General features: G+C 60.6%; 11 protein-coding genes. 4 read left to right on the top strand and 7 right to left on the bottom strand.

The genetic code is table 11. The annotated features are described in order from the left end of the window. Positions 1–60: 60 nt before the first annotated feature. The 7 genes from glgA to hypA all read right to left on the bottom strand — a co-directional run bounded on the left by glgA (position 61) and on the right by hypA (position 8,019). The gene (gene glgA, locus LDN04_RS05445) at positions 61–1,545 is read right to left on the bottom strand and encodes a glycogen synthase GlgA (RefSeq protein ID WP_223907343.1); all 1,485 of its coding nucleotides are present in this window, start codon (positions 1,543–1,545) and stop codon (positions 61–63) included. A gap of 70 nt (positions 1,546–1,615) precedes the next feature. Then, on the bottom strand, positions 1,616–2,626 hold the full coding sequence (gene hypE / locus LDN04_RS05440) for a hydrogenase expression/formation protein HypE (RefSeq protein WP_223907341.1): 1,011 nt from the start codon (positions 2,624–2,626) through the stop codon (positions 1,616–1,618). 293 nt (positions 2,627–2,919) lie between these two features. Then, positions 2,920–4,011 carry a hydrogenase formation protein HypD gene (gene hypD / locus LDN04_RS05435; protein ID WP_223907337.1) on the bottom strand — a complete coding sequence of 364 codons (1,092 nt, stop codon included), beginning with the start codon at positions 4,009–4,011 and terminating at the stop codon, positions 2,920–2,922. 133 nt (positions 4,012–4,144) lie between these two features. Continuing rightward, complete coding sequence (locus tag LDN04_RS05430; RefSeq protein WP_223907334.1) at positions 4,145–4,375, bottom strand: HypC/HybG/HupF family hydrogenase formation chaperone; 231 nt, start codon at positions 4,373–4,375, stop codon at positions 4,145–4,147. 149 nt (positions 4,376–4,524) lie between these two features. Beyond that, positions 4,525–6,825 carry a carbamoyltransferase HypF gene (hypF, locus tag LDN04_RS05425; RefSeq protein ID WP_223907332.1) on the bottom strand — a complete coding sequence of 767 codons (2,301 nt, stop codon included), beginning with the start codon at positions 6,823–6,825 and terminating at the stop codon, positions 4,525–4,527. A gap of 99 nt (positions 6,826–6,924) precedes the next feature. Then, positions 6,925–7,683 carry a hydrogenase nickel incorporation protein HypB gene (hypB, locus tag LDN04_RS05420; protein WP_223907329.1) on the bottom strand — a complete coding sequence of 253 codons (759 nt, stop codon included), beginning with the start codon at positions 7,681–7,683 and terminating at the stop codon, positions 6,925–6,927. 3 nt (positions 7,684–7,686) lie between these two features. Continuing rightward, a complete protein-coding gene (gene hypA / locus LDN04_RS05415) occupies positions 7,687–8,019 on the bottom strand; it encodes a hydrogenase maturation nickel metallochaperone HypA (protein WP_223913342.1) in 333 nt (110 codons plus the stop codon). Positions 8,020–8,215: 196 nt separating this feature from the next. Between hypA and LDN04_RS05410 the strand changes: the two genes are divergently transcribed. From LDN04_RS05410 to LDN04_RS05395, 4 genes are all read left to right on the top strand, one after another. Next, complete coding sequence (locus LDN04_RS05410) at positions 8,216–9,634, top strand: ATP-binding protein (RefSeq protein ID WP_223907326.1); 1,419 nt, start codon at positions 8,216–8,218, stop codon at positions 9,632–9,634. Between the two features lie 27 nt (positions 9,635–9,661). Next, positions 9,662–11,026 carry a sigma-54 dependent transcriptional regulator gene (locus LDN04_RS05405; RefSeq protein ID WP_223907323.1) on the top strand — a complete coding sequence of 455 codons (1,365 nt, stop codon included), beginning with the start codon at positions 9,662–9,664 and terminating at the stop codon, positions 11,024–11,026. Positions 11,027–11,176: 150 nt separating this feature from the next. Beyond that, complete coding sequence (locus tag LDN04_RS05400) at positions 11,177–13,738, top strand: glycosyltransferase family 1 protein (RefSeq protein ID WP_223907320.1); 2,562 nt, start codon at positions 11,177–11,179, stop codon at positions 13,736–13,738. Positions 13,739–13,839: 101 nt separating this feature from the next. Further along, a complete protein-coding gene (locus LDN04_RS05395; RefSeq protein ID WP_223907316.1) occupies positions 13,840–15,075 on the top strand; it encodes a BamA/TamA family outer membrane protein in 1,236 nt (411 codons plus the stop codon). The last annotated feature ends 13 nt before the right edge of the window (positions 15,076–15,088 follow it).

Raw genomic sequence — 15,088 nt, 5'->3', positions numbered from 1 at the left:
CAATTCTCGGATTACCTGTAGCACTGTAAAATCGATCAGCGCCGCAACGTAGTTAGCCCCTCACACACCTGCCTCTCTCCCCCGCCTGACCATCGCCTTGACATAGAGTTCTTCATACCCTCGGGCCGATTCATCCCAGGTGAAACGCCGCGCCATGGCATTCCGGACGAGCGCCCCCATGGCATCCCTGCGGTGGTACCAGGTGTGAACGGCCCACCCAACGGTGTCGAACAGCGCACCGGCATTGAGGTCCCAGAACTTGAAGCCGGTTCCGGTGAGAGAGCGTTCGTCGAAGTTCTCCACGCTGTCGTCGAGACCACCGGTGGCTCGAACGATGGGGAGAGTGCCGTAGCGGAGGCTGTACATCTGGTTCAAGCCGCACGGCTCGAAGGCGGAGGGCATGAGGAAAAAATCGGCCCCCGCCTCGATCCGGTGGGCAAGGGGGTTGTCGTAGCCGATGATGCAGCGGAATGTGTCGGGGTATGCGACCTGGATGTCGCCGAAGTAGAAATGGGCCCACGGCTCGCCGGCACCGAGCATGACAAACTGAAGATCGAGTCCCAGGATACGGGGGATCGCCTCGGCCAGGACATCGATCCCCTTCTGTTTGACGAGCCGTGACACCATGCCGATGAGGGGGACGTCATCCCGCTCGGGAAGCCCCATGGCCTGCTGCAACTCCCGCTTGCAGATTTTCTTCCCGCCCAGATCGCCGGACGTGTAGCTGGCCGGAATGAGGGGGTCGGTCTCCGGGCTCCATTCGGCATAGTCAACCCCGTTGAGAATGCCGGAAAGATCGGCGCCCCGTTCCCGCACCACCCCCTCCAGACCCCAGCCATACTCCGGGGTCTGGATCTCCCGGGCATACCCCTCGCTCACGGTATTGATGAGGGTGGCGTGGTAGAGCCCCCCCTTGAGCAGGTTGACCTGGTTGTCCTTCTCCAGCCCGAGGAAGGTGAAGTGCTCCCAGCCGATGCCGAGCACATCCATAGCCCCCTCGTAAAACGTCCCCTGGTGCTGCATGTTGTGGATAGTGAGGAGCGATGCAGCCGCGCCGACATACGGATCGACGCGGTAGAGGGTATTGAGAAGAACCGGAACCGCCGCCGTATGCCAGTCGTGGGCATGGACCACGTCGGGTCGGAAGTCGAGCATCTTGCAGAGTTCCAGTGCCGCCTTGGAGAGAAAGATGAAGCGGTTGTCGTTGTCCAGGTACCCCTCGTTGTCCTCCTCGTAGAGGCGGTCCCGGCCGTAGAACTCTTCATGCTCCAGGAAATAGACCGGCACGTCGCTGTCGGGAAGGCGCCCCTCGTAGACACCGCAGTGCATGTCACCTATAATCCCCATGGGAACCGCGATCACGCCGGGAAGGAGTTTCAGTCCGTACCGTTCCCGGTCAACCTTGTAGTAGCGGGGCATCACCACCCGCACGTCGTGACCACGGATGGCCAGCGCCCGAGGAAGCGCACCGACCACATCGGCCAGCCCTCCCTCCTTGGCAAAAGGCACCGCCTCCGAAGCGGCCATCAGAATCTTCATTCCCATGCAGAACCTCGTCGTATCTAAAATGCGGCAACTACATTCTCCGGTTCAGAGCGCATGAACCGTGGCATTTCTAGCATATCCGCGGCAGCTGCTCCCCCGCCAGCATTTCCACCCCGCGCACCCCCCCCACGGAGGTCTCCAACTGCACCCGGCCATCGGAGGCACCGGTCACTTCGCCGATGATGGCGGCATCGCTGCCGAGGGGATGCCTGCGCATCCGGGCAAGGGCGGCGTCGGCCCGGTCCGGTGCGACAATCGCCAGGAGCTTCCCCTCGTTGGCCACGTAAAGAGGATCGAGACCGAGAATGGAACAGACACCCCTGACGCCGCTCTTCAGGGGAAGAGCCTCCTCCCGCAGGGTTATGGTCACACCGGACTGAATGGCGATCTCCTTGAGAGTGGTCGCCACCCCCCCACGGGTCGGATCCCGCAGCACGTGGAGCGCCTCCCCGTCCTGGAGCAGCTCGGTCACCAGTCCGTTCAGGGCAGCGCAGTCGCTCTCGATGTCGGTGGCCAGCTCCAGCCCCTCCCGGGCCGCCAGCACCGCGATGCCGTGGTCGCCGATGGTGCCGTTGATGATGACCCGGTCTCCCACCTGGGCCTTGCAGCCGTTGATCTCCACCCCGTTTTCCACCACGCCGACCCCGGAGGTATTGATGAAGAGCCGGTCCGCCTTCCCCCGGGGGACCACCTTGGTATCGCCGGTGACAATGGCGACCCCCGCCCTGTCCGCCGCCTCCCGCATGGCGGCAAGGATTATGGCCAGTTCCCGACGGCTCATCCCCTCTTCCAGAATGAGGCCGACGCTCATGAAGAGCGGCCGCGCCCCCATCATGGCCAGGTCGTTGACCGTCCCGTTCACCGCCAGGCTGCCGATATTACCGCCGGGGAAGAAGATCGGGTCGACCACGTAGGAGTCGGTGGTAAAGGCGAGCCGTTGGCCGTTGTGCTCCACCACCGCCGCGTCGTTTTGCCCCGCCACCGGAACCCCCGACAGGGTCGGAATAATCAGTTCGTCCAGGAGCTGGTGGGAAAGCTTTCCACCGCTGCCATGGCCCAACAATATGAGGTCTTTATCCACTTCTCCTCCTGAAAGGGATGCGCCTTTTCCGCAATCTCGGCGTTGGGCGGCGGATTCGTTTGTGCGGCGTAGCGCTGCTACGCCTCCGCCCAAATCCTTGCCCGCCTTGACCTTGCGAAAAAATCACAGCCCAATGGTTTACCCTCTAAAAAGCAACTCTACATAAAAAACAGGAATGTCGATTTTTCGTCCTGGCAAGGCTGTCGAGGAATCGCGTGTGCGGCGTACCGGAGGTACGCCGCACACGCGATTCCGAAGACTTACGCAGCCAGGGCGGAAAAGCGGCATTCCCCCTAACGGCCGTATTTGTAGGCCGCCGCGCAGGTCCCCTCACTCGACACCATACACGCCCCCACCGGCGCCTCCGGCGTACAGGTGGTGGCGAAGAGCGGGCAGTCGAAGGGGCTCACCTTCCCCTTGAGTATCTCGCCGCAGAGGCACCCCCGGTGTTCCTGCAACTCCTCCACCGCCACGGGTATGGCCCGTTCCGCGTCGTAGCGGGCATAGGGCTCTGCGATCCTGAGGCCGCTGCCGGGAATCACCCCAATGCCGCGCCACTCAACATCGCAGGGGGTGAATACCTGGGCCAGCACCGCCTGGGCCCGTGCATTTCCCTCCGCAGTTACCACCCGCCGGTACTGGTTTTCGACCCGGCTTTCTCCGGCAAGCACTTGTCGGACCAGCATCTCCACTCCCTGCATCACGTCAGTCGGCTCGAACCCGGTAACTACGCAGGGGACTCCCTGCTCCTCGGCCAAGGGGCGGTAGGCGTTGGCGCCGATGATGGCGCTCACGTGGGCCGGGCAGAGGTAGCCGTCGATGGAAAGCTCCGGATCCGCGGCCAAGATCTGCATCGGCACCGGGATGGTCTTGTGGGCGGTCAGGACGAAATAATTGGCAAGTCCCCGCTGTTCCGCCGCCAGGATGCTCCCCGCAATGGCCGGAGCGGTGGTCTCGAAGCCGACCCCGAGGAAGATCACCTGCAGCTGGGGGTTTCTGGCCGCCAAGGCGACGGCGTCCAGAGGAGAATAGACAATGCGGATATCCGCACCCCGCGCCCGCTCCTCCATGAGGGAGGTACTGGAGCCGGGGACCCGGACCATGTCGCCGAAGGTGGCGATGACCGTTCCGGGGAGGCGGGCCAGGGCGATGGCCCGGTCCACGTAACCGTTGGGGGTCACGCAGACCGGGCAACCGGGGCCGGAGATGAGCCGCACTTCCGCCGGCAGAAGTGAGCGGATGCCGTACTGATAGATGGCCATGGTGTGGGTGCCGCAGATCTCCATGAAAGTCATGGGGGTGCTCCGCCCGGTGACCAACCCTCTGATGCGCTCCGCAAAGCCGAGCACCACCTGGCGGTCACGGAATTCATCCAGATAATTCATTTCCACCTCAGTTCTTTGAAACGCGGATTTTTTGTAAGATCAAGGCGCTCAAGGGATGACGCGGAGACGTAGCAGGGCTACGTCGCACAAGGAATCCCGACGAGCAACGCAGAGATTGCGAAAAAGCAGCGTTTCATCGCATATCCTCGGGCTTGAACACTTCCCTCATCATCTCCAGCGTCTCTCTGGCCTCGTCTTCATCCAATTTGGAGATGGCAAAGCCGGCATGGACGATGACATAATCCCCCACTCGCAGCTCATCTGCCATGAGCATGAGGCTCGCATCCCGCTTCACCCCGTCGATCTCTGCCACCGCATCGGTGCCGTCAATGCTGATTATACGCATCGGTACCCCTACACACATATCGCCTCCGGGAAACGGGCACTTTTCCGCCCCGGCTGCGTAAGTCTTCGGGACTGTTTGTGCGGCGTACTTCCAGTACACCTCCGCGCACTCCCTCGACAGCCTTGCCAGAACGAAAAATTGTCCGTTTTTAAGTTTAGTCTCGTGGTTTAGTCCTGTATTGAAATTAAATTATTGCCGACGTTGCTCCACCCCGCGATGACCGCCTGACCTAACGCTATCCCTCCATCGTTTGGGGGAACGAGGCGGTGGGTGTGGACTTCGAATCCCCGTACGCGAAGCAGCATCACCATCTCTTCGATCAGGAGCCGGTTCTGGAACACTCCGCCGGAAAGGGCGACGCGATTGACCCCGGAGTTCTTTCGGACCTCGTCGCAAACCGATGCCGCAGCCAGGGCAACGGTGGCATGAAACCGGCGCGCAAGTCCGGCACGGCACCCTCCTGCAAGCAGCTCATCCGTCATCGCCTTGAACAGAGGGGCAAAGTCCAGCACCTGCCTGTCATCTTCATAGGAAAGAGCAAAGGGGAACGGCTCCCCCGCCGCTCCCGCTTCCGCCAACGCCTCCAGTTCGATGGCTGCCTGCCCCTCGTAGCTGATCCGGGACCGAACTCCCAGAATGGCAGCAGCGGCATCGAAGAGACGGCCACAGCTGGAGGTCGGGGGTGAATTGATCCCCCGTTCCAGCATCCGGAGCAGAATGCCACGCTCCGTCTCCCCCACGTCCGCCAGGAAGGGGAGGGGAAGCGCAAAGAGCGTCGCACCATACGCCCGGTGAAGCCAGGAGATGGCCATCCGGTAAGGCTCCCGCACCGCCGCGTCGCCGCCGGGGAGAGGAACATAGCGAAACTGTCCGACGCGCCGGAATCCCCGGTAGTCGCCGAGAAGGAACTCTCCCCCCCAGATGGCGCCGTCCAAGCCGTAGCCGGTGCCATCGAAGATCACGCCGACGGTTTCGCCCTCCAGGCCGTTTTCCGCCATGCAGGCGGCCAGGTGGGCATGGTGGTGCTGCACCGCCAGGGCAGGGAGATCGGCGATGCCCCCTGCGTAGGCCGTAGAGAGATAGTCGGGATGGAGATCGTGGGCCACCATCTCCGGCTGCACATCCAGGAGCCGTTGCAGGTGGGCGACGGATTCATCCATGGAGACAAGGGTCGCGGCATTCTGCAGATCGCCGATATGCTGGCTGAGAAACGCCTGGTTCCCCCGGGTGAGACAGACGGCGGCCTTCAGTTCGGCCCCCACCGCCAGGACACTTTTTTGCGAGGCAGGGAGAAGCACTCCACGAGGAACGTACCCCCGCGAGCGGCGCAGAAAGAGGGGGTTCCCCTGGAAAAGCCGCAGCACCGAATCATCCACCCGGGTGTGGATCTCCCGGTCGTGGCTCAGGAAGGCATCGGCGATGCCGGCAAGCCGGTTCCGCGCCTCCTCGTCCCGAAAGGCGATCGGCTCATCGGTCACGTTGCCGCTCGTCATGACGAGGGCATCGAATGTCTCCCGCAGGAGGAGATGGTGGAGGGGAGTGGAGGGAAGCATCACCCCGAAATAGCCGTTGGCGGGTGCCACCGACGGAGCGATGGCATTTGCTTCCTTCTTTCTGAGAATCACGATGGGACGCTCGGTCCCGCTCAACAGGCGGGCCTCCGTTTCGTCAACCAGGGCAAAATCGGCAATAGCTGCCAGGTGGGGAACCATGAGGGCGAACGGCTTTTCGTCCCGCTGTTTGCGCCGGCGCAGTTCTCGCACCCCTTCCTCGTTGCCGGCATCTACCGCCAGATGGTAGCCGCCAACCCCCTTGACCGCCAGGATGCGCCCTTCCCGAAGCAAACGGATCGCTCCGTCAAGGGGGTCACCGGCGACATCGTCTCCCGCCGCCGTGGTGAGGCGGAGGCGCGGCCCACAGGCCGGACAGGCGTTGGGCTGGGCATGGAACCGGCGGCTGGCGGGATTCTCGTATTCTGCCCGGCAGGCGGAGCACATGGCAAAGGAGGCCATGGTAGTGAGGGGGCGGTCATAGGGTGTGCCGGTGATGATGGAGTACCGGGGACCACAATTGGTGCAGTTGATGAAGGGATAGCGGTAGCGCCGGTCAGTGGGGTCGAACAGCTCTGCCAGGCAATCGGGGCAGACGTCGCAGTCGGGGGAGACCATCGCCCGGCTTTCGCCATCGCCGCTGGCAAGGATGGCGAACCCTGCCTCCCCCGTCGGACTGAGTTCCATGCAGCGGAGTGCGGTTATGACCGCCAGCGGCGGGGCTTCCGAAGAGATTGCCGCCAGAAATGGCTCCAGGTCTGCCGATTCCCCTTCCGCCTCGACCAGGACGCCGCGGCCGGTATTGCGCACCCATCCCCGCAGGCGATGCCTGTCGGCTAGCCGGTAGATAAAGGGACGAAACCCCACTCCCTGGACGATACCTTCTATTTCGATCCTGATCCTTTTGATCAGCCCCACATGTTACCCCAACATCTCTGCTAACTTACACATAAGCAAAATAGTGAAAAGTGAATGGTGAACAACCGCAAGACAAGAGGCAACCCGCGTCTTTTCCTTTCACTTTTCACCTTTCACATTCTTCCGCAGCCAGCCGTACCACGCCGCCATCCCCTCCCCGCTCCGGCTGGAAACCTCGAAGATGGTGATGGCCGGGTTGACCCGGCGGGCCATCTCCCGGCACTTGGCCACGTCAAAATCCACGTGGGGGAGGAGGTCCACCTTGTTGAGAAGCATGACATCGGCGGCATGGAACATCTGGGGGTACTTGAGCGGCTTGTCCTCCCCCTCGGTTACGGAGAGGACCACCACCTTGTGGTGCTCCCCCAGGTCGAAGGAAGCTGGACAGACCAGGTTCCCCACATTCTCGATGAAGAGGAGGTCCAGGTTGGTGAGGTCGAAATGATCGACGGCATGGCCGACCATGTGGGCATCCAGGTGGCAGCCGGCACCGGTGTTTATCTGCTGCACCGGAACCCCGGCCGCCGCGATCCGCCGGGCGTCGTTGTCAGTCTGCTGGTCACCCTCAATGACGGCGCTCCGTATTTCTCCCGCAAGGTCCCGCAGGGTCCGTTCCAGGATGGTGGTCTTGCCGGATCCGGGGGAGCTGACCAGGTTCAGCACGAACAGTTCCCTGGCAGCGAAGAGCTGCCGGTTCCCTTCGGCAAAGTGGCGATTCTTCGCCAGCAGATCGGTCTCCACCGCGATACGGGTGCCGGCCTCGGGGCGGGACTCCCCTTCATGGTGGTGATGATGGTGCCCCTCGCCATGATCGTGGTCGTGATGTTCGTCGGGGCCGCAGCCGCACGTGGTACACATACGTTACTCTACCTCCAGTTCTTTGACCCTCAGTTCCTCGCCGGAGATGACGGCATGGCTGAAACCGCCGCAGGACGGGCAGGGGTCGAAATAAGTGCCAAGGGAAAACTCGGCCCTGCAGTCGTGACACACTCCACGGGCCGGAATCCGTTCAATGACGAGGCGCGCCCCTTCAAGCAGGGTCCCCCGACTGCAGGCGTCGAAACAGAATTCGACGGCATCGGGAACGACACCGGAAAGGTCGCCGATCTCCAGCACCACGACGGTTACCCGCTTTCCCTCCCCGTGCTGGAGACAGATATCGACGATGCTCTGGGTCAGGGAAAGTTCGTGCAACGAATACTCCACCGGGGGTAAAATGGTCAAACCGCTTTAAGCAATTTATAGTAACAAATCCCTTCGGAGAAGAGAAGTTGTATACAGCATGACGGCCGATAAAACCGCAGCACGGAGTAACTCCTTGTTTTCGCCGGCACCGCTGGTGTATAATTTCGCGGATTAACGCTCCCCGGTGCGTAAAAGGACTCGTTATATGAAGCTCAATACTAAACTGGTGATCATCATGATGTCGCTCCTGGTCATCGCCATCCTGACCCTGTTCGCGATGAACCAGTATAGCCAGAACGACCTGGTTCACGAGATCCAGGAAAGCTCCACCGAGGTTTCCAAGGCGATCCAGCTCTCCGTGGAAGACCTGACATCCGAGTCGGAAGACCAGTCCTCACGCCTGTCGGAATACCTGAAGGGGGCACGGGACAAAGGTATCAACGAGATCAACATCATTGACAACGAGGGGGAGATCATCAACTCTTCCGACCCGGCAAAGGTCGGCAAAAAACGGGAAATACGAAAACTGGGAAAAGGCCTCCGGGCTTCCCCCCTTCGGGGCGTTACCGGCCCCTCCTCCACGCGCCCCTACGACCTGGTAGTGCCGGTCATCGTCGGCGACGAGCAGCTCGGCTATGTTCAGATCAACCTCCTCCTCGACAACATCAGCAATATCCAGCATGCCAACTTTCTTCGCCGCCTGGTGGCGACGTCACTGGTATTCATGCTCGGCATCTTTCTCACTTTTTATCTGGCCCGCCGCTACACCCGGCCGATCCATCGCCTGGCGGAGAATGTCAAACGGGTTTCCGCCGGCGATTTGTCGGTCACTTTCCCGGTGGAGAGCGGCGACGAAATTGGCGACCTGGCGGAAAGTTTCAACGAGATGGTGGGGAAACTCCGCGAGAGAGAAACCCTGGAAAAACGACTTTATGAGGCGGAGCACCTCTCCAAGGTCGGGCAGCTCGCCTCCGGCATCGCCCACGAGATACGCAACCCCCTGAACTACATCAGCCTCGCCATCGATCATCTGAAGAGCGAGATTCTGCCCGAATGTACCGAACAGCGCCGCAGGGAGGCGGAAAACCTCACCAACAAGATTAAGGAAGAGGTCCGGCGGGCCAACTACATGGTGCTCAACTTCATGAATTACGGTCGCCCCCTCAAGCTCCGCCTCACCCGCTTTGCCTACCCGGAATTGGTAGCCAAGGCGCTGCCGCTCCTCAAGGACAAGCTCGATGAACAAAAAATTGAGATCGTGACGGACATCCCCGACGACCTCCCCCCCATGCAGGCAGACCAGGAATTGCTGCGCAACTGCCTGTTCAATTTCATCACCAATGCAGCCCAGGCCATGCACGACGGCGGCCGGATCACGCTGGGCGCACGTTACGACCGGGAGCTCAACGTTTTTCGTCTCACCTGCGCGGACCAGGGAATGGGCATCGAGCCGGACGAACTGGACAAGATATTCCAGCCCTACTTTACCACGAAAGAAGCAGGGATCGGCCTCGGACTTGCCATTACGGAACGGATCATCAAGGAACATGGCGGTGAAATCACCGTAACAAGCAACCTGGAGGAAGGGACCACCTTCACCATGGTCCTGCCGCAGAAAATCTAGGCAGAGGTAGCGGTAGAAGGGAGACCTATGACGGGCAGCATTCTGGTTGTAGACGATGAAAAGGGACAACGCGAGATTCTCCAGGCGATTCTGACTCGGGAAGGATACCGGGTCACGACCGTCCCGGGGGGTAAAGAAGCCATGTCCAAGCTGGACGAGGAAGAATTCGACCTTCTTCTGACCGATCTGAAGATGCAGGGGATGTCCGGCATGGAGCTCATGGAGCAGGCGCTGGCCGCCAACCAACGGCAGTGCGTAGTGATCATGACCGCCCACGGCACAGTGGACTCTGCAGTAGAGGCGATGAAGAAGGGAGCCTTCGACTATCTGGAGAAACCGATCGAGCGGGAAGACCTGCTCCTCACACTGCAGCGGGCCTTCGAGCATATCGGACTCCTTCGGGAAAACCAGGTGCTCCAAAGGAAACTGGCCGAGACCATGACGGTCCCCAATATGATCGGCGAGCACCCGAAAATCAGGGAAGTCTTCCGCGTCATCAACAAGATCGCCCCCACCACTTCGACGGTTCTCGTCTACGGTGAATCGGGAACCGGCAAGGAACTGGTCGCAAGAGCCATCCACGACGGCAGCCCCCGCAAGGAAAAGCCGTTCTTCGCCATCAACTGCGCCGCCATTCCCGACACCCTCATCGAATCGGAACTGTTTGGCCATGAAAAGGGCTCCTTCACCGGCGCCGGCAGCCGGGAAATCGGCATTTTCGAAGCGGCCAACGGTGGGACCGTTTTTCTCGACGAGATCGGCGAGATGAATGTGGGGATGCAGGCCAAACTGCTTCGCGCCATCCAGGAGAAGGAGATCCGCCGTGTGGGGGGAAAGGTAAACGTCCCGGTGGACGTGCGGATAATATCCGCCACCAACAAGGACCTGGAAGCGGAAATCAAGCGGGGACAGTTCCGTGAAGACCTCTTCTACCGCCTCAACGTCATCCGTATCAGCCTTCCCCCCCTGCGGGAGCGGGGAAGCGATATTGCCGCCCTGGCCGATTTCTTCGTCCGGAAGTACAGTTCCGCAGCGGGTATCCCGCTCAAAGGAATCGCCAAACCGGCCCTGAAACTCCTCCTCAACTACAGCTGGCCCGGCAACGTCCGCCAACTGGAATCGGTCATCGAGCGGGGGGTGCTGATGACCGAGAGCGATTACATCGAACCGGAAGACCTGCCGGTCGAGATCCACGAGGACGGAACGCCGGCCGCTCGGCTCCCCTTCGAGTTCCCCGCCGAAGGGATATCAATCGAAACCCTGGAAAGGGACCTCATCGTCAAGGCGATGGACCGTGCGGGATGGGTCATCAGCAAGGCCGCCCCCCTCCTCGGCATGAGCTACAAGACCCTCCAGTACCGCCTGGAGAAGTTCGGTATCGAAAAACCGTAGCCTTCTCATTCTTGTGGACGGTGCTCCATCTGATATCATGGAAGAATCGTTCTCCCCTGCGGCATCGTCACCCCGACCATGCATGGGGACTTAGCAGGTCTCGTACAAACCCCGCTTATTCCGACTTTCGCTCGACGAAGGAGTAGTTCAATGGATTTCACCAAAATGCTCCACCGTTTCACGGTGGTCCCCTCCCTGCCGGAAGAACTGGCAGCGCTCCACAGGATCGCCTACAACCTCTGTTGGACCTGGGAGCCGGAAGCGATCGAACTCTTCAAACGCCTCGACCAGGAACTCTGGAAAGAGACCCGCCACAACCCGGTGGAAATGCTCGGCATCCTCCAGCAGGCCACCCTGGAAAACCTCAAACACGACGACGGCTTCATGTCCCACCTGGCCCGGGTCGAGGAAAAAATCAACGACTACCTCTCCGCCAGAACTTGGTACGAAAGGCTGCGCAAGGAAAAGGGGGTACAGTTCGCCTACTTTTCCATGGAATTCGGTATCCACGAATCCCTCCCGATTTACTCCGGCGGTCTCGGCATCCTGGCAGGCGACCACCTGAAATCGGCCAGCGACCTGGGGATTCCCCTCTGCGGCGTAGGGCTCCTTTACCGGCAGGGGTATTTCCGCCAGTACCTGAACATCGAGGGATGGCAGCAGGAATATTATCCGGAGAACGACTTTTACAACCTCCCCCTCAGCCAGGAACGGGACACGGAGGGGAATCCCGTCAACTTCGATCTGGACATGGCAGGGCGGCGGGTCCGGGTTCACATCTGGCGGGTCCAGGTCGGGCGGGTCCCCCTCTATCTTCTCGATACCAATCTGGATGAAAACGCTCCGGAAGACCGGGAAATCACAACCCGCCTCTACGGCGGCGACCAGGACATGCGCATCCGTCAGGAAATACTCCTCGGCATCGGCGGGGTACGGGCGCTGCGCGCCCTCGGCATCGACCCCCAGGTCTGCCACATGAACGAGGGGCACGCCGCTTTCCTTGCCCTGGAGCGGATTCGACTCATAATGGAAGGGAAAAAACTCAAATTCAGTGAAGCGCGGGAAGCGGTCAAGGCGGGCAACGTCTTTACCACCCACACACCGGTGGAAGCGGGAATCGACCACTTCCAGCCCGACCTGCTGGAAAAGTACCTGGGGCGCTATTACCGAAGCATGGGGCTTTCCCGCGAAGAATTCCTCGGCCTCGGCCGGCAAAATCCCAAAAATCCCTATGAAAATTTCTGCATGGCGGTGCTGGCCCTTAAACTGGCCGACTTCAGCAACGGGGTAAGCGAACTCCATGGCGACGTCTCACGCAAGATGTGGAAAAACATCTGGCCCGAACTCCCCGAGGAACAGCTCCCTCTTGCATCCGTCACCAACGGCGTCCATATGAAAACCTGGATTGCGACCGAAAAGGCCGGTCTTCTCATCCGCTACCTGGGGACCCGCTGGCTCGAAGACTCCACCGACCACAACCTGTGGCGCAAGGTGAACCGCATTCCCGATGCCGAACTGTGGCGGACCCACAACCGCTGCCGCGAGAAACTGGTGGATTTTTCCCGGCGACGGCTCAAGGAACAGCTCACCAAGGTGGGTGCCACTGCCAAGGAGATCGTCGTTGCGGACGAGGTATTCGACCCGGACATCCTCACCATCGGCTTTGCGCGCCGTTTCGCCACCTACAAGCGCGGCACCCTGCTGTTGCGTGACCTGGACCGACTGGAGCGGCTTCTCAACGACCCGGCACGTCCGATACAGATCATCTTCGCCGGCAAGGCCCATCCGGCTGACCACCAGGGAAAGGAACTTATCCGCGAAATCATCCAGCTATCCCACCAGGAACGATTCCGGCACCGCATCGTCTTCATCGAGGACTACGACATGGCCGTGGCACGCCATCTGGTGCAGGGGGTGGACGTCTGGCTCAATACCCCGCGCCGTCCCATGGAGGCGAGCGGTACGAGCGGCATGAAGGTCGCCTTCAACGGTGGGCTCAACATGAGCATCCTCGACGGTTGGTGGTGCGAGGGATACAAGGGAAACAACGGCTGGGCCATCGGCAGTGGCGAGGTCTACGACGACATCGAGTACCAGAACGAGGTGGAAAGCCGGGCCATGTACGACCTCCTGGAAAAGGAGATCGTGCCGCTCTTTTACGACCGGGGGGTCGATGGCATACCCCGTGGTTGGACCGCCTGCATGAAGGCTTCCCTGCAAACCCTCTGCCCGGTCTTTTCCACCGACCGCATGGTATGCGAATACACCGAGCGTTTTTACGTCCCCGCCAGAAAGCAGTCCCAGGTTCTTGAAACCGAAGAATTTGCCCTCTCCATCGACCTTGCGGCATGGAAGGAAAAAGTACACCGGCACTGGCACCAGGTAAGAATCAACGAAGTCGAAGCGGACGGCACACAGGAAGTGAGCGTCGGCGACCGCATTCCGGTCAGCGCCACCATCAACTGTGGCGAAATTCCCATCGAAGAGGTATCCGTTGAAGCCTACTTCGGCGTCCTCGATTCCCGTGGCGCCATCGTCGGCGGCGAGCTTATCCCCCTGGAATCGGTTGCCCCCCTCGGGCAGGGCAATTACCGGTTAAGCGGCGAGATGGAGTGTCGCTTCTGCGGTCGTCACGGGTTCCTGGTCCGGGTCATGCCGAAACACCCCACATTCGGGTCAGTCTACGAACCGGGACTTCTGATCTGGGGGTAGGCGCCGTAAGGTTTTGGTTGAACTGAATGGGGAAAAAGGGTATCCTTCCTTCGCTTTTTACCCCGTGATATTCGAAAGATGGCCGAATGTGCTGTAACGTCATGATGCGCTTAACCCTGTTCGTGCTGCTCGTGGGCCTCTCGGCCTGCACCAGCATGGTCCCCCGCAAGGACCTCCCCTACCCTCTGAGCAACCGGGAATCCGGCGACCCGGTAAAGGTCGTCAGCATTCCTCTCCCGGTCATCGCTTCGAGCCCCAACGAGGGGGTCACCTCCGGCGCCCTGACCGCCTTCCTCATTCACGACAAACATGACGAAATCAATACCCTCCTGGCCCCGCAGCTAAACTACAATCCCAACTTCGGCACCACCGCCACCCTTTACGGGGCCTTCTATCCCACGGCGGATCTTTTCTGGGAGTTCAACCTCGCCAAATCATCCAAGATCAATGACGATGTGGAAGTACGGTTTCGCGACACCACCTTTTTCAGTCACGATCTGGAACTGAACAGCTTCGTCTTCTACCTAACCGACGGCTCAGCCCGCTTTTTTGGCTTCCAGTCCAACAGCACCAAACTGGGCGAAACCAATTACGCCGACCAGGAATTCGGCTTCAACGTAAGCGCCGGCTACAAGATCGGCAAATACTACCAGGTGGTTTTCGGCGAACGCCTCAAAGGGGTCAACATCATGCGGGGGGCCTTCTCCTCTATCCCCTTCATCCGCGACCGCTACGCGACACAGGACGTTCCCGGCATCGACGGCTTCACCGCCCATGCCCAGAGGCTCGCCTTGGTCTACAGCACCCTCAACTCCCCCATCATGCCGACCTTCGGCGGTTACGCAAAGGTGTCGGTGGAAAACAGCTCGGAGATCCTCGGCAGCACCGCCGACTATCGCCACTATGAGGTGGAAGCCAAGGGGTTCATCCCCGTGGACGATGCACGCTACGTCAGCGCCTTTCGTCTCATTTACAACCAGACCCTGGGGGCCAGCGTCCCCTTCCTGGAGCGCAGCATCCTGGGGGGAGAGACCACCCTGCGGGGATACGGCCGCAACCGCTTCATCGACAACAGTTATCTCCTTCTCAACCTGGAGGAGAGGATACGCCTGTTCCGGTGGGAGGTCTTCGGTGTCACCGCCGACTGGGAAGTGGCCCCGTTCGTCGACCTCGGGTCGGTCATGAAGTCCCTCGCCGAATTCAAATCCAGCAGTTTCGAGTTCAATCCCGGTCTCGGTGTCCGGGCAGTGGTCCGCCCCAACCTCATCGGTAGAGTGGATATCGGTTGGGGCAATGACGGGCCGGCGGTGTTCGTCGGGCTTGGCTATCCGTTCTGAAGACCGTCAAATT

Source organism: Geobacter sp. AOG1, from assembly GCF_019972315.1.
Taxonomy (GTDB): domain Bacteria; phylum Desulfobacterota; class Desulfuromonadia; order Geobacterales; family Geobacteraceae; genus Geomobilimonas.
This window is presented reverse-complemented; position numbering and strand designations above follow the sequence as displayed.

Coding starts and splice junctions, on each gene's coding strand:
- glgA (WP_223907343.1), bottom strand. CDS start 1,545: ATGGGAATGAAGATTCTGATGGCCGCTTCGGAGGCGGTGCCTTTTGCC.
- hypD (WP_223907337.1), bottom strand. CDS start 4,011: ATGAATTATCTGGATGAATTCCGTGACCGCCAGGTGGTGCTCGGCTTT.
- LDN04_RS05430 (WP_223907334.1), bottom strand. CDS start 4,375: ATGTGTGTAGGGGTACCGATGCGTATAATCAGCATTGACGGCACCGAT.
- hypB (WP_223907329.1), bottom strand. CDS start 7,683: ATGTGTACCACGTGCGGCTGCGGCCCCGACGAACATCACGACCACGAT.
- LDN04_RS05410 (WP_223907326.1), top strand. CDS start 8,216: ATGAAGCTCAATACTAAACTGGTGATCATCATGATGTCGCTCCTGGTC.
- LDN04_RS05405 (WP_223907323.1), top strand. CDS start 9,662: ATGACGGGCAGCATTCTGGTTGTAGACGATGAAAAGGGACAACGCGAG.
- LDN04_RS05400 (WP_223907320.1), top strand. CDS start 11,177: ATGGATTTCACCAAAATGCTCCACCGTTTCACGGTGGTCCCCTCCCTG.
- LDN04_RS05395 (WP_223907316.1), top strand. CDS start 13,840: ATGATGCGCTTAACCCTGTTCGTGCTGCTCGTGGGCCTCTCGGCCTGC.